The 22,317-nt window shown below is 32.6% G+C and carries 27 protein-coding genes; all 27 read right to left on the reverse strand.

Features of this window, described 5'->3' with window-relative positions:
• Window positions 1-12: 12 nt before the first annotated feature.
• The 27 genes from miaB to rpsO all read right to left on the reverse strand — a co-directional run bounded on the left by miaB (window position 13) and on the right by rpsO (window position 22,083).
• Window positions 13-1,440 carry a tRNA (N6-isopentenyl adenosine(37)-C2)-methylthiotransferase MiaB gene (gene miaB, locus FWJ32_RS11895; RefSeq protein WP_149546185.1) on the reverse strand — a complete coding sequence of 476 codons (1,428 nt, stop codon included), beginning with the start codon at window positions 1,438-1,440 and terminating at the stop codon, window positions 13-15.
• A 21-nt stretch (window positions 1,441-1,461) separates the two neighbouring features.
• Window positions 1,462-2,229, reverse strand: coding sequence for a CheR family methyltransferase (locus tag FWJ32_RS11900; RefSeq protein WP_238988882.1), 768 nt, complete (start codon window positions 2,227-2,229; stop codon window positions 1,462-1,464).
• A 57-nt stretch (window positions 2,230-2,286) separates the two neighbouring features.
• Window positions 2,287-2,661: an adenosylmethionine decarboxylase gene (gene speD / locus FWJ32_RS11905; protein WP_149546186.1), complete on the reverse strand. Its 375-nt coding sequence runs from the start codon at window positions 2,659-2,661 to the stop codon at window positions 2,287-2,289.
• Window positions 2,662-2,783: 122 nt separating this feature from the next.
• Window positions 2,784-3,653: a 4-hydroxy-3-methylbut-2-enyl diphosphate reductase gene (locus FWJ32_RS11910; protein WP_149546187.1), complete on the reverse strand. Its 870-nt coding sequence runs from the start codon at window positions 3,651-3,653 to the stop codon at window positions 2,784-2,786.
• 2 nt (window positions 3,654-3,655) lie between these two features.
• Entirely contained in the window at window positions 3,656-4,240 is a 585-nt protein-coding gene (locus FWJ32_RS11915; protein ID WP_149546188.1) for a lysophospholipid acyltransferase family protein, read from the reverse strand.
• A gap of 1 nt (window position 4,241) precedes the next feature.
• Window positions 4,242-4,892 (reverse strand): (d)CMP kinase, encoded by a 651-nt coding sequence (cmk, locus tag FWJ32_RS11920; RefSeq protein ID WP_149546189.1) that lies wholly within the window; start codon window positions 4,890-4,892, stop codon window positions 4,242-4,244.
• Window positions 4,893-4,904: 12 nt separating this feature from the next.
• Window positions 4,905-5,504 (reverse strand): histidine phosphatase family protein, encoded by a 600-nt coding sequence (locus tag FWJ32_RS11925; protein ID WP_149546190.1) that lies wholly within the window; start codon window positions 5,502-5,504, stop codon window positions 4,905-4,907.
• 14 nt (window positions 5,505-5,518) lie between these two features.
• Window positions 5,519-6,376: a MurR/RpiR family transcriptional regulator gene (locus FWJ32_RS11930; RefSeq protein WP_149546191.1), complete on the reverse strand. Its 858-nt coding sequence runs from the start codon at window positions 6,374-6,376 to the stop codon at window positions 5,519-5,521.
• A gap of 30 nt (window positions 6,377-6,406) precedes the next feature.
• Complete coding sequence (locus FWJ32_RS11935) at window positions 6,407-6,937, reverse strand: 2-oxoacid:acceptor oxidoreductase family protein (RefSeq protein WP_149546192.1); 531 nt, start codon at window positions 6,935-6,937, stop codon at window positions 6,407-6,409.
• Window positions 6,938-6,940: 3 nt separating this feature from the next.
• Window positions 6,941-7,765, reverse strand: a complete 825-nt coding sequence (locus FWJ32_RS11940; protein WP_149546193.1) for a 2-oxoacid:ferredoxin oxidoreductase subunit beta — start codon at window positions 7,763-7,765, stop codon at window positions 6,941-6,943.
• Window positions 7,765-8,892, reverse strand: a complete 1,128-nt coding sequence (locus FWJ32_RS11945; protein WP_149546194.1) for a 2-oxoacid:acceptor oxidoreductase subunit alpha — start codon at window positions 8,890-8,892, stop codon at window positions 7,765-7,767. The genes FWJ32_RS11940 and FWJ32_RS11945 overlap by 1 nt, the downstream gene beginning before the upstream one ends.
• On the reverse strand, window positions 8,864-9,082 hold the full coding sequence (locus FWJ32_RS11950; protein ID WP_149546195.1) for an indolepyruvate ferredoxin oxidoreductase subunit alpha: 219 nt from the start codon (window positions 9,080-9,082) through the stop codon (window positions 8,864-8,866). The genes FWJ32_RS11945 and FWJ32_RS11950 overlap by 29 nt, the downstream gene beginning before the upstream one ends.
• 107 nt (window positions 9,083-9,189) lie before the next feature.
• Window positions 9,190-9,990, reverse strand: a complete 801-nt coding sequence (gene surE, locus FWJ32_RS11955; protein WP_149546196.1) for a 5'/3'-nucleotidase SurE — start codon at window positions 9,988-9,990, stop codon at window positions 9,190-9,192.
• A gap of 606 nt (window positions 9,991-10,596) precedes the next feature.
• Window positions 10,597-11,997 carry an oxaloacetate decarboxylase subunit alpha gene (locus FWJ32_RS11960; protein WP_149546197.1) on the reverse strand — a complete coding sequence of 467 codons (1,401 nt, stop codon included), beginning with the start codon at window positions 11,995-11,997 and terminating at the stop codon, window positions 10,597-10,599.
• 4 nt (window positions 11,998-12,001) lie between these two features.
• Window positions 12,002-12,832 carry a polyamine aminopropyltransferase gene (gene speE / locus FWJ32_RS11965; RefSeq protein WP_149546198.1) on the reverse strand — a complete coding sequence of 277 codons (831 nt, stop codon included), beginning with the start codon at window positions 12,830-12,832 and terminating at the stop codon, window positions 12,002-12,004.
• Window positions 12,833-13,558 carry a pseudouridine synthase gene (locus FWJ32_RS11970; protein WP_149546210.1) on the reverse strand — a complete coding sequence of 242 codons (726 nt, stop codon included), beginning with the start codon at window positions 13,556-13,558 and terminating at the stop codon, window positions 12,833-12,835. It lies immediately after the preceding gene.
• A 4-nt stretch (window positions 13,559-13,562) separates the two neighbouring features.
• The gene (locus tag FWJ32_RS11975; protein ID WP_149546199.1) at window positions 13,563-14,705 is read right to left on the reverse strand and encodes a D-alanyl-D-alanine carboxypeptidase family protein; all 1,143 of its coding nucleotides are present in this window, start codon (window positions 14,703-14,705) and stop codon (window positions 13,563-13,565) included.
• Between the two features lie 46 nt (window positions 14,706-14,751).
• Window positions 14,752-15,159 (reverse strand): GerW family sporulation protein, encoded by a 408-nt coding sequence (gene ytfJ / locus FWJ32_RS11980; RefSeq protein WP_149546200.1) that lies wholly within the window; start codon window positions 15,157-15,159, stop codon window positions 14,752-14,754.
• 5 nt (window positions 15,160-15,164) lie between these two features.
• Complete coding sequence (locus FWJ32_RS11985) at window positions 15,165-15,692, reverse strand: DUF2953 domain-containing protein (protein WP_149546201.1); 528 nt, start codon at window positions 15,690-15,692, stop codon at window positions 15,165-15,167.
• A gap of 67 nt (window positions 15,693-15,759) precedes the next feature.
• Window positions 15,760-16,257, reverse strand: coding sequence for an SMC-Scp complex subunit ScpB (scpB, locus tag FWJ32_RS11990; protein ID WP_149546202.1), 498 nt, complete (start codon window positions 16,255-16,257; stop codon window positions 15,760-15,762).
• A complete protein-coding gene (locus tag FWJ32_RS11995) occupies window positions 16,229-16,951 on the reverse strand; it encodes a segregation and condensation protein A (protein ID WP_149546203.1) in 723 nt (240 codons plus the stop codon). The genes scpB and FWJ32_RS11995 overlap by 29 nt, the downstream gene beginning before the upstream one ends.
• Before the next feature lie 15 nt (window positions 16,952-16,966).
• Window positions 16,967-17,551 carry a site-2 protease family protein gene (locus tag FWJ32_RS12000; RefSeq protein ID WP_149546204.1) on the reverse strand — a complete coding sequence of 195 codons (585 nt, stop codon included), beginning with the start codon at window positions 17,549-17,551 and terminating at the stop codon, window positions 16,967-16,969.
• 32 nt (window positions 17,552-17,583) lie between these two features.
• Complete coding sequence (dapG, locus tag FWJ32_RS12005; protein WP_149546205.1) at window positions 17,584-18,771, reverse strand: aspartate kinase; 1,188 nt, start codon at window positions 18,769-18,771, stop codon at window positions 17,584-17,586.
• Window positions 18,772-18,788: 17 nt separating this feature from the next.
• Window positions 18,789-19,040 (reverse strand): YlmC/YmxH family sporulation protein, encoded by a 252-nt coding sequence (locus tag FWJ32_RS12010; protein WP_149546206.1) that lies wholly within the window; start codon window positions 19,038-19,040, stop codon window positions 18,789-18,791.
• 61 nt (window positions 19,041-19,101) lie between these two features.
• Entirely contained in the window at window positions 19,102-19,545 is a 444-nt protein-coding gene (gene dut, locus FWJ32_RS12015; protein ID WP_149546207.1) for a dUTP diphosphatase, read from the reverse strand.
• 87 nt (window positions 19,546-19,632) lie between these two features.
• Window positions 19,633-21,729 carry a polyribonucleotide nucleotidyltransferase gene (locus tag FWJ32_RS12020; RefSeq protein WP_149546208.1) on the reverse strand — a complete coding sequence of 699 codons (2,097 nt, stop codon included), beginning with the start codon at window positions 21,727-21,729 and terminating at the stop codon, window positions 19,633-19,635.
• 84 nt (window positions 21,730-21,813) lie between these two features.
• Window positions 21,814-22,083, reverse strand: coding sequence for a 30S ribosomal protein S15 (rpsO, locus tag FWJ32_RS12025; protein WP_149546209.1), 270 nt, complete (start codon window positions 22,081-22,083; stop codon window positions 21,814-21,816).
• Window positions 22,084-22,317: the final 234 nt, after the last annotated feature.

Genomic DNA, 22,317 nt, shown 5'->3' on the forward strand with positions numbered 1-22,317 from the left:
ATATTTGTAGAGTCATTGCTTAGCTTCTATTTCACCAATTAGAGTATAAGCCCTGGCTTCTGTTATTTTGACATTTACAAAATTGCCTATGAGAGATCTGTCACCTTCAAAATGTACTAGTTTATTTGTTCTTGTTCTACCGCTTAATTTATTTGGGTCTTTTTTACTTATTTCTTCTACCAATACAGGTTCAATATTGTTTACAAGATTACTATTCTTTTCATAGCTTATTGAGTTCTGTAATTCAATAAGCTTATCCAATCTTTCATGTTTTATGTTTTCTGGTATCTGATTTTCCATTTGAGCTGCCTTAGTACCCACTCTTATTGAATAGATAAAGGTATAAGCTAAATCGAATTCCGCTTTTCTTACAAGGTCCATTGTTTCCATAAAATCTGCATCTGTTTCACCTGGGAATCCAACAATTATATCTGTGGTTATAGCAATACCTGGAATATTGCTTCTTAATTTATCTACCAGTTCTAGATAATTCTCTTTTGTATAATGCCTGTTCATCAGCCTCAAAATTTGGTTGCTGCCGGACTGCACAGGTAAATGAATATGCTCACATACTTTTTGGCAATCTCTCATCGCATAAATTAGTTTATCAGACAGATCTTTAGGATGAGATGTTGTAAATCTAATTCTTTCGATACCGTCTATTTCGTTAATCATATACAACAGGTCGGGAAAATCTATTTTCGTTTTTAAACCATGGCCATAAGAGTTGACATTTTGTCCAAGTAGAGTGACTTCTTTATATCCGTCTTCAGCGAGACTTTTTATTTCACCTATTATATCTTCAGGCTCACGACTCCTTTCTCTACCACGTACATACGGAACAATACAATAGGAACAGAAATTGTTACAGCCATACATAATATTTACATATGCCTTCACCTTGTCTTTACGGATAACGGGAAGATTTTCGATAATATCATTATTTTCTTCCCACACATCACAAACAGCCGAGTTGCTTTGAAGAACTTTATTTATCAATATAGGGAGCTCATGGATATTATGTGTACCAAATATCAAATCAATATAAGGATAATGATTTAATACGTAATTTTTCATGTTTTCTTCCTGCATCATGCATCCACAGATACCAATAATTAAATCAGGCTTAGTATTTTTTAATGGTTTTAATTGTGAAATACGTCCTAAAACCCTATTTTCAGCATGCTCACGTACACTGCATGTATTAAATATTATTATGTCACTTTCTTTAGCTGAATTTGCATGCTCATAACCCATTTCTTCAAGTATACCACTAATTATTTCTGTATCATGTTCATTCATCTGGCAACCAAATGTATATATAAGATATCTTTTTCTATCACCAGTTTTATTATAATAATTATCATTTATATTTTTAACTTCAATCACTGCATTTTTTATATCATCAATTTTAATATCATGTATTGTATTTGATCCCATGTTGTGTCCTCCTTGTAAACATCACAATTTTCTATAAAAGAATGTTTTATATGCCTCTAATCCATAGTTCTGTGGGAAAATAATTTGTTCAGTATTTCCAACAAACAATATTCCGCCCTTATTTAATGAGTTTGAGAGATTTGTTAATACAAAATTTTTTGCTTCCTCAGTAAAATAAATTAATACATTTCTGCATAAGATGAGATCAAAATTCTTTGGATAACCATCTCTCAATAAATTAAATGTATCAAATTTTATGTTCTGTTTAAATGAGTCCTTTACTCTATATTTATTGTTGTCTAACTTAATGAAATATCTTTCAAGCAAGTTTGTATCTATATTTTTTATCTGTCTAAAATCATACACCGCTTCGTGCGCTTTCTTTAATTCATTGTTATCAATATCCGTTGCCAATAATTCATATCGGACTTCTAAATCAGAAAGAATAAATTGCAATGAGTACACTTCTTCCCCACTTGAACAGGCACAACTCCAAATTTTTATATATTTCTTATTAGTATATAGCAGAGGGATAATACTATTCCTTAGGATGTTCCATTGTTCCGGATTTCTAAAAAATTCTGTAACATTGATTGTTATATATCTTAAAAACTCAGCATAAAGATCCTTGTTTCTGTTCAGCACATCTAAAAACTCAGCATATGTTTTATAGCCATGCCTATTGACAAACGTTGAAATTCTTCTTTTCATTTGTTTTTCTTTATAGAGATTCAGATCTATCCCAGACAAATCTAAAAAAGAAGATACAAAATAAGAAAAATCATTCAAATTTAATTCCCCCTGGATTCTAAAAAAATGTGACTTGCAGGTCACATTTTTTTAGAATCAATAATTTACCACTTTTATATTATTTTCAATCAAACCTCTCTTTACTTCAGTAGCTGTAATATGAGAAGCATGAAATTTTTCTGTAATATAATTACATGCATCCCATGGATTTACTTTGCTTCCGCAAGTAAATACATCTACAGCTGCATAGCCTAATTCTGGCCATGTATGGATTGTTAAATGTGACTCTGAAATTATTACTACTCCACTAACGCCCTGAGGGCTAAATTTATGGAATGCAATTTCTCTTACTTCTGCTCCTGCAATAATTGCAGCGTCTACCATTATTTTTTCAATTTGTTCTTTGTCGTTTAATATGTTTTCATCACATCCATAAATTTCAGCCAAAATATGACGGCCCAAAGCGTTCATTCATTCTCTGCCTCCTTTATCACCCTTTTCAATAAGATAAATTGTAGCAGATTTAAGGGAAAAGTCAATAGTTTTTATTATATTTGATGCATTATCATTAATTTTTTATTATAATCCTTGATTTATTCTGTATCTCTTTGATTATCTCTATTTTTGTTATTAAAACTTAAAATGGTTTCCACAACTTCGTTTATTATCCAATCTGGTGTAGAGGCACCCGCTGTAATGCCAATATTATCATAATTTCTGAAATCTATTTTTGGTAAATCATCTTTGGTTTCGATCATATAAGTTTCTTTGCAGTTCGACTTGCATATCTCATATAATTTTTTCGTGTTAGAACTATTATATCCACCAATTACTATCATTATATCAGCAAGCTGGGAAAGTTTGTAAGCTGACTCTTGCCTTTCTTTGGTAGAATCACATATAGTGTTAAAAACATTTATGTTTTTAATTTTATCAGAAAGGATATTTATAATTCTATCAAAAGATTCTTGCTTTAATGTTGTTTGGGCAACAACACAAACATTATCAATTTGTGGTAGCTCCTTAGCTTCATCTTCAGTGTTAATTATGATAGCAGTATTATCAACCCACCCATTAACACCAATAACTTCAGGATGAGTTTTGTCGCCTATTATTATGATCTTATAGCCCTCTTTGTAAAATTTATTAGCTATATGTTGAACTTTCTTTACAAAAGGACATGTCATATCAATAATATTTATATTCCTCTTTTTTAGTGTATAAAAAGTATCTTTAGGAATTCCATGTGTTCTTATAAATAATATGTCATTTTTATTGAGCGAATCGATGCTTTCGATAATTTTTACTCCTTTACTTGTCAAATCATCTATCACCTTAGGGTTATGAATGATAGGTCCCCATAAATATATCTTTTTTCCCTTTTCTATTTCGTCATAAATTTTCTTTATAGCCCTACTTACGCCAAAGCAAAAACCAGAATTATCCGCTATGATAATGTTCAAAGCTATTCTTCCTCCATTAGAAGTTTTATTTTATCTATGATCTGTTGACTGATACGTTTATAATCTTCATTAGTTAACTTTGCATTATAATACTCGGATAAGTCATATGATGCGCCGAGTTTTATTGTAATCTTTGAAAATAATTTATAATTTCCAATAATAGCAACAGGAACAACAGGTACCTTCATCTTTATTGCAAGCATAGCAACCCCCGGTTCTGCCTGGCCAAGTTCACCGTTTCGACTCCTTGTACCCTCAGGGAAAATTCCTAACACTTTCCCCTCTTTTAAAAGCTTCATAGAATACTTTATAGCAGATATATCTGAAGTACCCCTCTTAACAGGGAAAGCCCCCAGTGCCTTTAAAATAATGCTAAAAAAAATATTTTCAAATAGTTCCTGCTTTGCCATATAATAAACTGTCCTGTTAACAAAACAAGCTACAAGTGGAGGGTCAATATTACTTTTATGATTAGGACAAATTATGCACCCCCCTGTCTCAGGCATGTTGTTAAGCCCGATTACCTCTACTTTATATAAAATCCTAAGAACAGTTCCTACAACAAATTTTGCTATCCTATAAAACAATTTAATGATCCCCCATTAAATAAATTATTTCATTCACTATTTCCTCAACGGTTTTGTTAGTAGTATCAATCACTATAGCATCATTAGCAATTTGTAATGGAGACACAGGTCTGTTTGAATCCATTTCATCCCTTTTTTTCATGTCTAATAATATATCTTCGTAATTTGCACATACACCTTTATCCCTAATCTCCTTTGTTCTTCGCTTGGCCCGCTCTTCAATACTGGCAGTTAAGAAAATCTTTAGATTTGCATCTGGGAAAACTACAGTACCTATATCTCTTCCGTCCATTATTATATCTTTATGTTTGGCTATATTCTTTTGAATATTAACCATTATTTCCCTTATCTCAGGGATAGAAGATATAATTGGTACAAGTTTATCTACATCTCTTGCCCTGATTTCATCTGTTACATCAACATTATCAAGATATATACGGTCATCTGCAATGCTGATATTTGTAGTCATTAGAACATTGATTAAAGCATTTTTATCTTCGACATTAATTTTTTTCTTGATGATTTTCAACGTAAAAGCCCTGTACATTGCTCCTGAGTCAATATATACAAATTTTAACTTTTCTGCAAGAGATTTAGCTACTGTACTTTTCCCTGCACCAGCTGGCCCATCAATCGCTATTTTGTATCCCATTGTGACATTCTCCTATAAATAACATGTATCGTTATATAAAAGTAAAGTGGCTTTTCCATCATTAATATCTATAATGTTTAATGCTCCATTATCCTGTTTTAAATTTTTGTATACATTTAAGTCAATATTTAATAAACTAAGAATTAATACCTTAATAAATGTACCATGTGTAACGATAATGATGTTGTCATCTTTATTTTTTAAATAAATTTCTTGGATAAATTCTAAAGCTCTTCTTTTAACATCATATAAATTTTCACCGCCATTAAATGAAACTTCCGCTGGTTTATCCTGCCACAGTAATAGCTTTTCATGATACAGATTGTCTATCTGTTCTAAGGATAGACCTTGCCACTCTCCAAAATGCATTTCTCGAAGTCTTTTATCTGTTACAAAAGGGATCTTTAGGGTATCAGAAATTATCTTTGCAGTACTTCTGGCTCTCATTAAGTCACTTGCAAAAATATAATTTACCGTGAAATTTATTAACCTATTTGCCGTTAATTGAGCTTGTACGATACCCTCTTTAGATAGTGGAATATCAAGGCATCCCTGAATCCTGCTATTTTTGTTCCACTCGGTTGCACCATGTCTTACAATTAAGAGTTTCATGTTAGCTCACCAACTTAAGGTTTATTGGCATATACTTCATACTTCTGCCATAAATTTTCTAAATTCTTAAATGTTGTTGTAATCTTTTCCTTTTCTCTTAAGCCCAATGCTACTATTAGTGCATTAATTAAACTCATGGGTGCAACAAGCGAGTCCACAAAGGAATCCATATCACTTTTTGCTATTAAAATTTTATCACTTAGCGGAGCAAGTGGAGATATCAAACTATCAGTTATGGCTATAATCTTAGCCTTTTTCTCTTTGGCATACATTAAAGCATCTATAGTTTTTTTGGAATATCTTGGGAATCCTATACCAATGATAACATCTTCCACAGAAATTTTAATTATCTGCTCAAAGATGTCACTTATGCCCAATTTGATGACTATGACATTATCTAAGATTAAATTTAAATAAAATCCCAAATATTCAGCTAATGCTGTTGAGCTTCTTAATCCAATAATGTATATTTTTTTTGCTGAGTAAATCATATCTATAACTTCTTCGAAATCATTAAAATTTAATTCGTTCATAGTATCGCGTATATCTTCCATGTCAGATTTTAAGACAGCTTTTACGATGTTTTCTCCGTTATGATAGTCGTCTGCCAATTCTAACCGTTGAACTGTAGTTAACTTATTTTTGATCAGTTCTTGCAGTGCTTTTTGCAATTCAGGGTATCCTTCGTATCCTAATACGTTTGCAAATCTCACTACCGTTGATTCGCTTACATTCACGGTACTACCTAACTTTGCAGCAGTAAGAAATGCCGCTTTATCATAATGGTTTAGTATATATTCAGCAATTAATTTTTGACTTTTACTTAGTTTTTGATAATTGTCCTGAATTTTGTTTATAATATCCTTTTCCATTGATTATATCATTCCTCATCATGTTATTATTTATATATTACTAAATAATTTAAATCCTATTTCTAAGGCCATTTTATTGATATCTAAAAAAGATCTTGGCACACGATCAAGAACTGCTTTTTCTAATGATCCCTTACTCACTACGTTTGTAATACTTTGTAATGCTGCCAATGCTACGATATTAGTTGTTATTGGTTTTTTGATTTCCAACTCTGCGGTTTTTATTATTGGCAAACTAACAACCGTAGCCTCAGAATTTTCCGTAACTTGAATTGAATCATCTATAAGTATTATGCCATTTTTTGAGACATTTTTAAAGTATTTTTTATAAGCGTCAACAGAAAGAATTAATAATATATCAGGAAGTATTACTTTAGGATAATTTATTTCATCATCACTTATTATAATTTCTGCTTTGCTTGCACCACCTCTGGCTTCAGGTCCATATGACTGAGATTGAATTGCATTTAAGCCATCATAAATAGCGGCTTCGGCAAGGATAACACCGGCCAAAATAATACCTTGCCCTCCTTCACCGGACAGTCTAATTTCATGTTTCATATATTAGCCCTCCTGCAATTGCAATTTATCTATAATTTTCTGATACTCTTCAGTATATTCCGGTTCATCTATGCATTTAAATTCACCAGTTAAGAACTTATCCGCTAAAAATTCAGACTTCATTCTTGAGGCAGCTTTAATATCTATAGCATGTTTTCTTTGCCAATCCATCATATCAACAGCATCACCTTTTTTATTCTTGCGACCATAATAAGTAGGACATGTTGATACTCCCTCAACAAAAGAAAACCCCTTGTGCTGTATTGCTCGTTCCAACAAACCTATCATTTGGGTTGTGTTAAAAGCCGTTCCTCTTGCTATATAAGTAGCACCCGCAGCTTCTGCTAATTTGCAGGAATCAAAATTTCTTTCTATCATTCCATAGGGAGCAGTCATTGCATATTCCCCTGTTGGGGTAGTTGGTGAATATTGCCCTCCTGTCATTCCATATATGCTATTGTTGAACAGAACAACAGTGATATCAATGTTCCTACGTGCTGCATGAATAAAATGATTACCACCTATGGCAAGGCAATCTCCATCTCCTGTTATTACTATGACAGTAAGTTCTGGATTGGCCAGTTTAATACCAGTAGCAAATGCAATGGCCCTACCGTGAGTAGTATGAAGTGTATCGAAATTCATATAACCTGTAGCTCTTGATGAACAACCTATCCCAGAAACTATAACCACTTTATCTTGATTAAGTCTGAGATTATCTATGGCATGAGCTATATCATTCATCAATATCCCATTACCACACCCTTCACACCAGATATGTGGTAATGTATCAACTCTAAAATATTGTTTTACGAATTCACTGGGCATCAGATAAACCTCCTCAATGATTCTATTATATACTTAGGTTCAATCAATTCGCCATTTACCTTACTTATTGAATAAACTTCAGCGTCATTACCAACTATTTTTTTTACTTCAGAATAATACTGCCCCATATTCATTTCAACAACAAATATTTTTCTATATTTTTTACCCAATTCTTTTATTTGTTTTTCGGGAGACGGCCATAATGTAATTGGTCTAAACAATCCGACTTTTATATTATTTTCCCTAAGTTCTCTAATACTCTCTTTTGCTGAACGTGCACACCCACCATAGGATATGATAACAAAGTCAGCATCATCCAATTGTTCCTCTTCATAAAAAATTATTTCATCCAAGTGTTTGTAAACTTTATTGTATAACCTTCTTACTAAATTTTCATGTACCTCAGGGGTTGTAGAAGGATAACCTTTTTCATTATGTGTCAGACCAGTAACATGGAAATGAAAACCATCACCAAATGAAGCAAGTGGTGGTACATCGTCAATGTCACCTTTATATGGATAATACTCTTTCCCCTTTTCAGGCTTTTTTCTATCAATAATTGTTAATGTAGATTTTTCAGGCAAAATAACCTTCTCCCTCAGATGACCTATTGTTTCCTCCATCAGCAAAATTACTGGCATACGAAACCTTTCTGCAAGATTAAATGCATTTACAGTGTATATATATGTTTCAAAAACAGATGCTGGCGTCAAAACTATAATGGGATGATCACCATGTGTTCCCCATCGCGACTGCATAACATCGCCTTGGGCTGTCTGTGTAGGTAATCCTGTGCTCGGACCGCCTCTCTGCACGTTTACAATAACACATGGTATTTCGGCCATTAATGCGTAGCCAATATTCTCCTGTTTTAAAGAAAAACCAGGACCACTAGTAGCTGTCATAACCTTGAGCCCTGTTAAAGATGCACCTAAAATAGCTGCTATACTCGCAATCTCATCCTCCATTTGTATAAATTTCCCGCCAACCCTAGGGAGTAACTCCGCAGCTCTCTCAGCAATTTCAGTCGATGGGGTAATAGGATATCCTGCAAAAAATCTCATTCCCGCTGTAATAGCTCCTTCGACACATGCTTCATTACCCAGCATTAACCTTGGTGCGTTCATTATTATTCCTCCTTATATAAATTGCAAAGTCTGGGCATTTCTCTTCGCATACACCGCATTCATTACACTTTTCATTATCAACGAGATAAACCTTATTATTTTTTATAGCCAAAACTTTTTTAGGGCAAAAAGCAACGCAAATCCCGCATCCTTTGCACCAATCTTTTTCTATTAAAACTTTATCATACATAACGTTGTACACCTCCATATTTTATATTCGACTTCAATTCAGATTTTCCTCCAATAATTGAATTTTTTTGTTCAAAATATATCATGATAGAATTAATCCATCAAATTTCATTTCATTTTGAATAAAATCTTATTAAGATCAATAACCTTAATTAAATTATTGAGACTGTCAATACCTTTGTAATCATTTAAACTTATTCTGAGAGGCGTAAGTGAAATAAAACCATTATCTATGGCATTTACGTCTGTACCCGGCTGATTGTTTGTATCAATCTTTTTACCTGAAAGCCAATAATATTTTCTGTGGTGTGGATCTACTCTCTCTTCAAATGAGTTTTCATACTTTACAGTTCCTAATGTTGTTACTTTTATGCCTTTAACCTTTTTTATATTGCCATCTCCCGGTATATTTATGTTAATTAACAAATTGCTAAGATCATCATAATTACCCAGTAAGCTTGAAATTAAATCACAAATAAAATAGGATGTAAAATCATATCTAACATTTTCATGTTCAGCAATAGAAACGGCAATCGCTGGTACGCCATAAAAATGTGCCTCTATTGCTGCTGAAACTGTTCCGGAATAAATAATATCGGTTCCTAAATTTGCACCTCTATTTATTCCAGATATTACAAAATCAGGTTTTGATTTTAATAAAACCTCCATTGATAACTTGACACAATCAGCCGGTGTACCATTTACACAAAAAGATTTGTATAGCTTCTCATTGCTATAGTATTGCAATTCACTTACTCGTAAAGGTTTATGCATGGTTATTGCATGGCTTACTGCGCTTCTTTCCTTATCTGGTGCCACTACAAGCACTTCGTAAATTTTTGATAATACGTATGCCAAATTATGAATACCAGGCGAATAAATTCCGTCATCGTTAGTTAATAATACCATAGTAATCCCCCGATTATATTATCTTAATCTAAAATTAAATATATTGTTATATAACATTATAACAAGGAGTGATCTATTGATACAGATAGACAATGCAGGCAGTGGGAGTTTAATTGGAGGTACAAGTATCGGCATTTTGCGTGTTGAGACAACGGAATACACTATTATGACATTATACCCTTAGACTATTATAATACGGAAAACTGTAAAAATAAAATGTATCTTTAATTATACACTTCAACATAATAAAAAGAAAATTAATGCATTAAAAATAAATAGAGAAGAATCAATAAAGATATGCAGAAGATATATGTTTGATATTTCATTTGAGTGGTTAAATTCGAATCATTTTACAAAAACAGAAAAGGGTTTTGTAAGATAGGATGGAAAAGTTGGCAAAATATGATAACAGCTCCTATGCTATGCAAATTAAAATACCAAAAAGTATGCTACAGGTGCGACAATTTTATATACCCGGAAGAGAAGACCTACAAAATAACATATACAACTTATATGATTAACAATATTTATATCCATACGTATTGTTGATTCCTAAAAAACCCCAAAACAATTAATGGGGCTTTTCAGGAATCAACCTAAATCAATTTATACTGGATATACTTTATTTTCCTTATCTAATATATTGTCGTCGATATTATAGTTTTTCGCTTTTCTATATTTAAAAAAGTTTAATGCTACTTGGGGAAACAAAGCATAGGAAAGTATATCTTCCTCTTGTTCAATATATTCAGCAACTTCTTTTTTTATCTCGTCCAATTGAGGTTTTAAAAGGTCAGCCGGTCTAACATCTATAATCTCTTCATCCCCTATGATTTTTTCCTTTATCTCTTTCTTAATTGGAACCGGAGGTTTGCCATAGAGACCTTTTACGTAATCTTTTATTTCATTGGGTATCATTTTGTATCTTTCACCAGTAATGACATTAAGCACAGCTTGAGTACCTACCATTTGACTTAATGGGGTTACTAATGGGGGATAGCCTAATTCCTCTCTGACACGCGGAATTTCTTCTAGTACTTTGTCATATTTGTCTAAAGCATTTGCTTGTGATAGCTGTGTTACTAAATTCGAGAGCATGCCGCCAGGAACTTGATATATTAAAACATTAGTGTCAATACCTGAAATCAGAGAAGAAGAACTACCATTCATGTGATTATCACGTACTTTTTTAAAATACTCAGCTATCTTATTCAGCAAGCTCATATCAAGCCCAGTGTCATATGGAGTACCCTGTAAAATTGAGACAAAAGTTTCGGTTGGTGGTTGAGATGTTCCGAGAGATAACGGTGAAATTGCAGTGTCTATAACGTCGACGCCTGCTTCAATGGCTTTCAAGTATGTCATCGAAGCCATCCCACTGGTGTAATGGCTATGCAGTTGAATTGGAATATTAACTTCTCTTTTTAATGAGGTAATTAAATTATAGGCATCAAATGGCTTTAAAATACCAGACATATCTTTTATGCATATGGAATCAGCTCCCATATTATAAAGCTCTTTTGCTAACTTAATGAATGATTCTGTATCATGCACAGGACTTGCTGTATAAACAACAGTAGCCTGTGCATGGGCACCTGCTTTTTTCGTCACTTTAATCGATAAATCTAGGTTACGAATATCATTTAATGCATCAAATATTCGTATAATGTTAATGCCGTTATCTACAGATTTATAAATAAATTTTGTCACCACATCGTCTGGATAATTTTTATAACCAAGTAAATTTTGCCCTCGCAACAACATTTGCAGCGGTGTGTTTTTAAAAGCTTTTTTAAGTTTACGCAATCTATCCCATGGATCTTCATTCAAGTATCTTAGACATGCATCAAATGTTGCACCTCCCCACATTTCGACTGAATGATAACCAATTTTATCCATTGTTTCAGCGATTGGTAGCATTTCATCTGTGCTCATTCTGGTTGCTAGCAAAGACTGATGAGCATCTCTAAGAACAGTTTCTGTAATGCCTATCTTTTTTTCATTCATGAATTTAATCTCCTTCCAGCATGATTTTGATAAAAGAAGGAAGAGCAAAACAGGATTTAAATATATCTGGATTAAAGTATTTTGTTTCCAATTTAAAATCATTTATAGAAGTCTTTAAAGGGTTATAAAGTTTGGAACCCAAGGTAAAACACCAAAGACCACCTTGATAGGTAGGAACAATCCCTGTATACATATATGTGAGTGGATATATATCTTTTATCGTTTTAAAAATATCCACAGTGATATTTTTATTGATTATTGGGGATTCGCTCTGTACTGTCAAAATGCCATCTTTTTTTAGCGCTTCAAAGGTATTAGTATAAAAATCTTTATTGAACAGGCCCACTGCAGGTCCAATTGGATCTGTAGAATCAACAATAATCACATCATAAAAGTCTTTTTTTTCTTTAATGAACTTTATGCCATCAGTACATACAATATCTACAATTGGATTACTCAAACCACTGCTTATAGTGGGCAGAAATAATTTTGATGCTTTTATAACTTCTTCATCTATATCTACAAGCGTCACCTGTTGTACTGACCTGTGCTTTAATACTTCTCTTACTACGCCACCATCGCCGCCACCTATTATTAATACCCTCTGCGGATTTGGATGTGTAAACATTGGGACATGGGTTATCATTTCATGATAAAAGAATTCGTCCTTTTCAGTTGTTTGGACAATATCATCCAATACTAAAGCTCTTCCATATTGTTCAGTGTCAATTACTACCAAATTTTGATATGGTGTCTTTACCGAATACAAAACATCTTTAATTTTTAAAGATAACCTCAATGAGCTTGACTGTTCTTCAGTAAACCAAATATTCATTTACCTACCTCCAAATATTTTTTTTAAGCTATTTAATTCAGTGTTGTTCATATATACCCATTGTCCTTCTTTTAAATCCCCAAGTTCTATTGGCCCAATTTTTAGTCTTATAAGATCTATTACAGGATGCCCGATATACTCAAACATTCTTCGTATTTGTCTTTTTTTACCTTCATGTATTTTTATTAATAAATCACAGGTATTATGATAAACATTTAACAGTTTTATTTTAGCCGGGGATGTTTTAAAGTCATCAAGATCAATTCCCACTTTTAGCATATTTAGTTCTTCATCTTTTGGTTCGCCTTTTATACGTACTCTGTAAGTTTTTTCAATTTCATACTTTGGATGGGTTATTTTATACGCAAGATCTCCATCATTTGTTAACAACAGCAACCCCCTTGTATCTTTGTCAAGTCGCCCGATTGAAAAAATCCTTTCATTAATATCAATGAGATCCAAGACAGTTTTACGGCCAAATTCATCGCTTGAAGATGTAATGTACCCTGCTGGTTTAAAAAGTTTAATATATATCTTGCGTACATTCATTTTAATTATATTCCCATCTAATTTTACTATATCAAGATCAGGTATAATTTTAAATGACAAATCAGTAATTATTTTACCATTAATGGTTATTCTTCCAGAACGTATCAATTCCTCTGCTTTTCTTCGCGATGTAATTCCTGAAACTGATAGGTATTTTGAAATACGCATTAATTCCATCATATCACCATGTTAATTGATACTTCAATTTTAGATTGTACAATAAACTATTTATTTTTTCAACAAAATTTTCCTTCTTACTAAATTGTTTTGCAACAAGAGGGAATCTTAAATTTCCATTATTAAACTCGATGAGAAGTTCTCCCAATACCTCATTTTCTTCTACAGGAGCCTCAACATAATTTGGTGACAATATTGTAGTCTTTACATATTCATCTTTCTTAATTGGTAGAATTAAATCCTGTTTACTGGCCAGGCCTATCATATTCGGTATGCCGTTAGAAACTTTAATATTTTTTAATACAGTATTTTTATTTATAACTTTTTTAAGCTGATAATTATCATAAATATAATTAAGGAGATTAATTGTATCATTCCAATCATCAGGACAATTTAAAGTTACGACAATCACACTAAATCCATTTCTTTCGCTGGCAGTAACCAGACACCTGCCTGATTTTTTAGTATATCCTGTTTTAACCCCATACACTCCATCATAGAGCCAAAGTAGTTTATTATGATTCTTTAGTTGCCTACCAAAGCTATTATTCCCTGAGGGTATTGTTTTATATTTTGTAGACACTATATTTTTAAATTTTTGATTTTTAAGTGCATATTGTGCTATTAATGATAGATCGTATGCTGTTGTATAATGATTATCAATGCCGATATCGAGTCCATGCGGATTGACAAAATGGGTATCATAGGCACCTATTTCAAAAGCTTTTTCATTCATCAATTTTACAAAATTTCCAACAGACCCAGATATATGCTCCGCTATTGCAATTGCTGCATCATTTCCAGACTCAAGCATTAGCCCATATAGGAGATCTTCCATTCTTATTTTTTCTCCTGGCTTGAGTCCAATAGATGACCCACCAACAAGCATGGGATTAATCCCAACTGCAACATAATCCTCTAAGTTGCTATTTTCAATTGCCAGAATTGCGGTCATTATTTTTGTAGTACTTGCCATTGGCATTTTTACCTTTGGATTATACTTATATAAAACCCTGCCAGAATTAAAATCAATCGCAATTGCCGATTTTGCAGTAATTTGCAATTCATTTTCAGCGTATATGTTCCTGTCTTTAAAAAATAATAATAAAATAACTAATATTGAAGATGCAAGCTTTTTATTCTTCAATTGTATTCACCTCTCGCCAAGTAAAAACAAAGTGGGTTTTACCCACCTACTTCAAATCCCTGTTCTCATGATTATTTTTCTTAACATTTTCTATTAATGTCTGTAATTTTTCAATAAGTTGTGGAGCTATATCCAAAAGCCTATCAAGCAACGGATTTTCGTTAATAGGTAATAGCCTTATTTGCCCATTTCCGACAACTAAAAAAGCGACAGGATTTACTGATATACCTGCTCCACTACCGCCTACAAAAGGCAAATTTGTCTTATTTTCTTTATTATTATCTTCGTATTCCCCTCCGCCGGCAATAAAGCCAAAACTAACTCTGGATATAGGGATAATAACTGAACCATCCGGTGATTCAACGGGATCACCTACAATTGTATTTACATCAACCATTTGTTTAAGATTAACCATCGTTGTGTCCATAAGACTATTAATAGGATTATCTGACATTGCATTCATCTCCTAATATATAAACTGTACATAGACTTTAGACTCTCAAATATAATATAGCCGATTCTAATTTTTATTATGCACTCAATATTACACTTTAATTTCAATTCATTAAACACGGCAGTAACATCAAAATGGCGTGTGTTTATCTTTTTTGCATGATTTTCTAACAAAACATTTAAAAAGCTTAGGACACTCCATAATAATCCGCTAAAAATACTGGTAATAGCTGCATCATATAAACCAATTTGTAATAAAATTTCAATCTTTATTATGGTAATTTTATTTACGAGGTTTATTAATATGTTTTTCATTATTTTATTACTTTTGCTAGAATGATAGTAGGGCTTATTTAAATAATCTATAATTATTTTTGCTATATTATATATCTTTTTGTATATTAAAATCCCATTGATATATATTTCTACCTGAAAAGCGAAATCTTCGTTTGCTGGAAAATTGAATTTTAATGTAAGTAGTGAAAATATAAACAGCATGGAAAAAAATAAAAAAATATAAAACCCTAACCTCATTTATACACCCCTGTAATATTTTTCCCATAAAAAAAAATAATACACAAAATGTGTATTATTAAGTGAATTACTCGATATCTGGCAAATCTTTTATAGAATTCAAACCAAAATATCTTAAAAAATTGTCTGTTGTTTCATATAAAATTGGTCTTCCTGGAGAATCTGATCTACCAGATTCTCTTATTAATCCCCTCTCTAAGAGTGTTTGAATTGATTTTTCGGAGTTAATACCTCTAATTTCGTCAACCCTTATCTTTGTAACAGGCTGGTTATATGCAATTATTGCCAGTGTTTCTATAGCCGCTTCTGATAGTCTATTTTCACTCTGAAAAAAATTCTTTAGTATATCTCCAAATTCGGATTTTGTACACATACAGTAACCATTGGCAACCTTTTTAATTTGTATACCATGTAATTCGCTTGCATATATATCGATAAGCTGTTGGAGTGAATTTCTAATAAAATCTATATTCACATTTAACATTATACTCAGTTCTTTTTCTGTCAACGGTTTTTCACTTAAAAATAGAATAGACTCAATTAGCGGTGTTATTTGTGAATCCATGTTTCTTACCCCTTTTAATCAAGATATCTCCAAAGTTTGCCGATTGAGTTGTTATAGTTAATCCTCTTTTTCCCATTTCCAATAATGCAATAAAAAACGAGATTATGTCTTGTCTCGTTTTACTATTTTTAGCAAATTTATTAAATGATAGATACGCAACTTTTCGTAGCATTCGAGTTATTTGAAATATTTTTTCGTGGACTGTATATCTCTTATTATTGTTAAATACTTCAATTTCTGAGCTCTTATATTTTTGATAAGCCTTTGATAAACTGGATACTGAATAACTCTTTTTCTTTTTCAATTCAAAAGCAGTTTTTCTATAAAATATATTGTTTTCTTTGAGTTCTAAATCTCGTAACTTTTTAGCTATGTCTTTATATTTTTTGTACTCCTCTATTGCAGATAATATTTTATTAATTTCTACAATATCTTCACTTTCATCTTGTTGTTCGATGCCGCTATTATTAGGCAATATCATTCTGGATTTCAGTTCCAATAAAGAAGATGTAATAAAGAAAAAATTTGAGGAAAGCTCAGGGTTATACTCTTCTAATGTATTAACATATTCTATATATTGATCAATAATTTTTATAAAAGAGACATCATAAATATTTACTTTTGAATCTTTAATTAAATGATATAGTAATTCATATGGACCTTCATACAATTCAATCCTTACCATATAATCCATTTTTGATACACCTATTTAAATAAATAAATGTAGAATCACATTATTCACCATGTTTAATATGGGATTTAGAATGTGCCCAATAACTCCCGTAATTAAAAGAATAAACAGGATTATCTGTCCTATCTGATCAAATTGTTGTAAATACAGATAATATTTCTGCGGTAACAAGCTGTAGAGTATATGTGATCCATCTAATGGTGATAATGGTATTAAATTAAAAATGCATAAACTTAAATTGAACCAGTAAATCAATATTAGCAAATTGTATATTACACTACCTGGAGTTATAAATCTTAAAATTATAACAGATAATATAGAAATTAATAAATTTGACAATGGTCCCGCTATGGAAACTAAAAATATCCCAATTTTTCTATTTGAAAAGTAAAGAGGATTTATGGGTACTGGTTTTGCCCATCCAAACCTAAAAATAAACAGCATAAATGCACCTACTGGGTCAAGATGTGCCAACGGGTTTAATGTCAATCTACCGGCATGTTTAGGCGTTGGATCCCCTAATTTGTATGCGGTTAAACCATGACTATACTCATGAACAGTTATCGCGATCAACAGTGCGGGTAGCTTATATAAGAATTCCATTGAATTATTTTTCTCCTTTTCTGCTTATCTAATTATACACTGAATATATTGTGCAATAGTATCATGGCATTTTTGTAATCATCTTTTTTTACCAAACATGAAATAGAATTGTGTGAATCTGATGTTTGTAATATTTCTATATTATGTTCCGAAAAGGCCTTGATTATTTTTGCCATGATACCTGGTACCCCACGCATCCTATTACCTATTATCGAAACTTTAACAAGATTTTCGACAGTTACGTAATTTAGGGTTGATTGATTTAATATGGCAGTTGCCGTTTCAGCATATTTAGCTTCAATAGTAAATATTTTTTTATCGGGGAAAATATTAATAAGATCAATACTTATACCTGCATCAGCTAATTTATTGAATACTTCGTTGATAATTTCTTTATCATTTTCATTGCTGGTGTTAATAATATACTGGACCCTGTCAGGCATACATGTAACCGCTGTAATTATTTTATTTACCTCTTGGTTGTCAATAAGTGTAAATACATCTTCTTTCATTATATTTTTTATTAGTAACGGGATCCCTGCTTTCATTGCCGTTTCTACAGCCAACGGATGTATAACCTTTGCTCCAAACTCTGCCATTTGGAATACATCCTCATAGTTAATATGTTCTATAGTTTTAGCTGATGTCACAATTTTAGGATCTGCAGACATCAAGCCATCAACATCTTTATATATCACTATTTGTTCTGAACCTAACTTTGAGCCAAGCAGACAAGCCGTATAGTCACTGGTGCCTCTTCCTAACGTAGTTATATCACCTTCCTCTGTTATTCCTTGAAACCCAGATATTATGGGTATCATTTTATTATTTATAGATTTCAATATATTATCTACATTTATTCTTAATACATTGGCTTTGCCAAAATTTCTGTCGGTTATTATACCGGCTTGTGCTCCCGTTAATGCAATGGAACTCAAGCCGTAATTTGATAAGGTGGCATGAAAAATAACGCTGGAAATCACTTCACCACAGCTTAAAAGCATGTCAAGTTCTCGCAAATTAATTTTGGGATGTATTTCTGTCACTAATTTAAGTAGTGTATCCGTTGAATAAGGGTCACCTAACCGTCCCATTGCAGATACAACCACTATAGGACAATATCCGTCCATATAATATTTTTGAACAATCTGTCCAGCTCTTTCTCTTAATGTCATGTCACCTAATATTGTACCACCGAATTTTAAAACTATAGTCTTCAACTTTTTCCACCTGCATCTTAAAAATTTTTTCTATTATCAATCTCAACTATCACCATATCGTTTCCTATTTTTCTTATGGTGTCCCATGGGATTCTAAATCCATTTCTATCATTTCTAACAAAAAAAGACAAGCGGTTTTCAAATATTATAAATGAATCTATTTTCCCTGTTTCTTCATCTATCAACAGATCTGCATCTTCTATAAGTCCTAATCTAGATCCATCGTTCAAATTGACAAGTTCTTTGCCTCCAAATTCACTGAGCAACATGGTTATTCCTCCACTCTTTATACATAATCGATACTAATAATTCTTATGTTACAAATAACAATTATATGCCAGTATGTCCAAACCCACCGTTACCCCTTTTTGTTATTGGTAGTTCATCAGTACATAAAAATTGTATCTTTTCTATTTTGTTCAATACCACTTGCGCAATTCTATCATACTTTTTTATTACATAATCATTCTTGCCAAGATTAATCATTACTATCTTGATTTCGCCAATATAGTCACTGTCAATAGTACCTGGTGAGTTTAAAACTGTTATACCATATTTTAATGCCAGGCCACTACGGGGCCTTATTTGAATTTCATATCCATCTGGAATCTTTACAGCATACCCTGTGGGAATAAGTTTTATATCGCCAGGTTTTATTACCAGGTCATTTTTAATATATGCGTAAAGATCCATCCCAGCTGCACCCTCAGATGCATACTGTGGAAGTGGCAAGTTTTCATCATCAACTAATTTTTTTATATACACATTTACCATGTCCCTCTATATCCTTTCATAATATAAGTATAATTAAGTTTATTTCTTTAATCAAATAAAAAACATAAACCATCTGGTTTATGTCTTTTATTTTTTGTCAATGCTTTCCTCAGACAAAGCATCTTTAATTGATAGGTTAATTCTACCTTGCCTATCAATTTCTATTACTTTTACTAACACCTCATCTCCTACATGTACAACATCTTCAACCTTATTTACACGTGATGGCGCTAATTTTGATATATGGACCAGACCTTCTTTCCCGTGCCCAATTTCTACAAAGGCTCCAAAATTTGTGATTTTTGTAACCTTACCAATATATGTGTTGCCGATTTCTACATCTTTAACGATACCTTCAATTATTTTGAGTGCTTTTTCTCCTGAGTTAACATCTTTTGCTGAAATATAGATTTTACCATCATCTTCAATATCAATCTTTACACCAGTGTCTGATATTATTTTATTTATTGTCTTGCCACCTGGACCAATAACATCTCTAATTTTGTCAGGATCAATAGTAGTTGTTATAATTCTTGGAGCATACGGAGATATATCTTTTCTCGGTTCTGGTATGGTTTCAATTATTTTATCCAAAATATATAGTCTAGCCCTTCTAGCTTGTTCCAAAGCTTTCTCTAAAATGGTTCTGTCTATACCATGTATTTTTATATCCATTTGAATGGCAGTAATACCTTTCTGTGTACCAGCAACTTTAAAGTCCATATCTCCCATAAAATCTTCGAGATCTCTTATATCAGTGAGCACAACAAATTTATCACCTTCTTTAACCAATCCCATAGCTATACCTGCTACAGGAGCTTTTATTGGTACTCCAGCATCATACAGTGCAAGAGTGCTACCACAAACACTAGCTTGTGACGTAGACCCATTGGAACTCAACACTTCTGATACTACCCTTATTGTATATGGAAACTCATCTTCCGACGGTATAACAGGCTCTAATGCTCTTTCTGCCAAAGCCCCATGGCCAATCTCTCTTCTACCTGGCCCCCTCATCGGCCTGGCCTCTCCAACACTATATGGTGGCATATTATAGTGATGCATATAGCGCTTAAATTCTTCATCTCCGAGATCTTCTAAAATCTGGATATCACCAAGTGCCCCAAGTGTAGCAACTGACATAACCTGCGTTTGCCCTCTATTGAACAGAGCCGATCCATGGGCACGAGGTAAAATTCCAACCTCACATGAAACCGGTCTAATTTCATCAAAAGCCCTACCATCAATGCGATATCCATCATTAAGTATCATGCTTCTCATTTGTTCTTTTGTAATATTATAGATAGTTTCACTTATATCAATTTTGTTGTCAGGATATTTAAGTAAGAAAGTATTCAATATATTCTCTGATACCTCTTCCAGCTGATCTAATCTTTTCTGCCTATCTTCACTTAAAAGTGCTTCACGTATCAATGGAACAGCATACTTTCTTACATCATCTTCTATTTCAGTATTTGGTTTAAATACCGGATAATTTAATTTTGGTTTCCCAACTTCTTTAATTATTTCTTCCTCAAACTCAATGATTTTTTTAATCTCATCATGTGCCAGCATCAAAGCATTTATCATTATATTTTCTGGTACTTCGTTTGCCCCGGCCTCCACCATTAAAATTGCCTCTTTTGTCCCAGAAACTGTAAGATGCATATCACTTTTTTCCCTTTGTTCGAGAGTAGGGTTTACAACAAACTTTCCATCAACAAGGCCTACCGTAACTGAACCTGTCGGTCCATCAAAAGGAATATCTGATATACATAATGAAATAGAAGATCCTATCATTGCGGCTATCTCAGGTTGATTGTCAGGATCCACTGATAGCACAGTTGCTACAACCTGAACCTCATTACGAAATCCTTTAGGAAACAGTGGTCTGATAGGCCTATCTATCAGTCTTGAAGTCAATATGGCCTTTTCCGTAGGTTTACCTTCTCTTTTTATAAAACCACCTGGTATTTTGCCGATAGAATATAGTCTTTCTTCATAATCAACTGTTAAAGGGAAAAAATCAATACCCTCCTTGGGTTCCTTTGACGAGCAAGCAGTTACAAGCACAGCTGTGTCCCCATACCTAACCAAACACGATCCGTTTGCCTGTTGAGCTAATTTACCTATTTCGATTCTAAGTTCTCTGCCTGCAAAACTTGTCTTATAAATCCTTTCCATGTAAATGTACCTCCCTTCTATTATTATTGCCGTTGAGCATTCAAACTAAAATAATATGAGCGAGAGTAACCCGCCCATATCGCATTATTTACGTAAACCTAATTCTTGTACTATTTTACGATATCTCTCAACATCTACTTTATACAGATAATCAAGTAACCTTCTTCTTTGCCCCACCATCTTTAAAAGTCCCTGTCTTGAATGAAAGTCCTTTTTATGAATACTGAAATGCTCATTTAAAATATTAATCTTTTCTGTTAATAATGCAATTTGCACTTCTGGGGAACCAGTATCTCCTTCATGAATCTGATATTTCTTGATTATTTCCTCTTTCTTTTCCTTGCTTAAAGCCATTTATTGTCCTCCTTTTATTTTTAAATTCGCCCTAAACATTGAATATCGTCAGGAGATTCAATAATCAAAGTTTAAGGTAATCCTTTTGTTATTGTAACATATTTTTTTATAAATTCAAGTATCTATCCCACGAAATGTGGTTATTTTATGATAATGTCACCTTGTAGACTATCGTGATAAAATGTCACTATGGGGAATGAGGTGCGTTATCTAATGTCTCAAGAACAACTAAAA

Source organism: Calorimonas adulescens (assembly GCF_008274215.1).
Classification (GTDB): domain Bacteria; phylum Bacillota; class Thermoanaerobacteria; order Thermoanaerobacterales; family UBA4877; genus Calorimonas; species Calorimonas adulescens.

What these genes read in the sequence shown, in the direction of transcription:
- miaB (WP_149546185.1), bottom strand. Translation starts at nt 1,440, where the DNA reads ATGGGATCAAATACAATACATGATATTAAAATTGATGATATAAAAAAT.
- speD (WP_149546186.1), bottom strand. Translation starts at nt 2,661, where the DNA reads ATGAACGCTTTGGGCCGTCATATTTTGGCTGAAATTTATGGATGTGAT.
- cmk (WP_149546189.1), bottom strand. Translation starts at nt 4,892, where the DNA reads ATGGGATACAAAATAGCGATTGATGGGCCAGCTGGTGCAGGGAAAAGT.
- FWJ32_RS11925 (WP_149546190.1), bottom strand. Translation starts at nt 5,504, where the DNA reads ATGAAACTCTTAATTGTAAGACATGGTGCAACCGAGTGGAACAAAAAT.
- FWJ32_RS11930 (WP_149546191.1), bottom strand. Translation starts at nt 6,376, where the DNA reads ATGGAAAAGGATATTATAAACAAAATTCAGGACAATTATCAAAAACTA.
- FWJ32_RS11935 (WP_149546192.1), bottom strand. Translation starts at nt 6,937, where the DNA reads ATGAAACATGAAATTAGACTGTCCGGTGAAGGAGGGCAAGGTATTATT.
- FWJ32_RS11940 (WP_149546193.1), bottom strand. Translation starts at nt 7,765, where the DNA reads ATGCCCAGTGAATTCGTAAAACAATATTTTAGAGTTGATACATTACCA.
- FWJ32_RS11945 (WP_149546194.1), bottom strand. Translation starts at nt 8,892, where the DNA reads ATGAACGCACCAAGGTTAATGCTGGGTAATGAAGCATGTGTCGAAGGA.
- FWJ32_RS11950 (WP_149546195.1), bottom strand. Translation starts at nt 9,082, where the DNA reads ATGTATGATAAAGTTTTAATAGAAAAAGATTGGTGCAAAGGATGCGGG.
- surE (WP_149546196.1), bottom strand. Translation starts at nt 9,990, where the DNA reads ATGGTATTATTAACTAACGATGACGGAATTTATTCGCCTGGTATTCAT.
- FWJ32_RS11960 (WP_149546197.1), bottom strand. Translation starts at nt 11,997, where the DNA reads ATGAATGAAAAAAAGATAGGCATTACAGAAACTGTTCTTAGAGATGCT.
- speE (WP_149546198.1), bottom strand. Translation starts at nt 12,832, where the DNA reads ATGAATATTTGGTTTACTGAAGAACAGTCAAGCTCATTGAGGTTATCT.
- FWJ32_RS11970 (WP_149546210.1), bottom strand. Translation starts at nt 13,558, where the DNA reads ATGGAATTAATGCGTATTTCAAAATACCTATCAGTTTCAGGAATTACA.
- ytfJ (WP_149546200.1), bottom strand. Translation starts at nt 15,159, where the DNA reads ATGTCAGATAATCCTATTAATAGTCTTATGGACACAACGATGGTTAAT.
- FWJ32_RS11985 (WP_149546201.1), bottom strand. Translation starts at nt 15,692, where the DNA reads ATGAGGTTAGGGTTTTATATTTTTTTATTTTTTTCCATGCTGTTTATA.
- scpB (WP_149546202.1), bottom strand. Translation starts at nt 16,257, where the DNA reads ATGGATTCACAAATAACACCGCTAATTGAGTCTATTCTATTTTTAAGT.
- FWJ32_RS11995 (WP_149546203.1), bottom strand. Translation starts at nt 16,951, where the DNA reads ATGGATTATATGGTAAGGATTGAATTGTATGAAGGTCCATATGAATTA.
- FWJ32_RS12000 (WP_149546204.1), bottom strand. Translation starts at nt 17,551, where the DNA reads ATGGAATTCTTATATAAGCTACCCGCACTGTTGATCGCGATAACTGTT.
- FWJ32_RS12010 (WP_149546206.1), bottom strand. Translation starts at nt 19,040, where the DNA reads ATGTTGCTCAGTGAATTTGGAGGCAAAGAACTTGTCAATTTGAACGAT.
- dut (WP_149546207.1), bottom strand. Translation starts at nt 19,545, where the DNA reads ATGGTAAATGTGTATATAAAAAAATTAGTTGATGATGAAAACTTGCCA.
- FWJ32_RS12020 (WP_149546208.1), bottom strand. Translation starts at nt 21,729, where the DNA reads ATGGAAAGGATTTATAAGACAAGTTTTGCAGGCAGAGAACTTAGAATC.
- rpsO (WP_149546209.1), bottom strand. Translation starts at nt 22,083, where the DNA reads ATGGCTTTAAGCAAGGAAAAGAAAGAGGAAATAATCAAGAAATATCAG.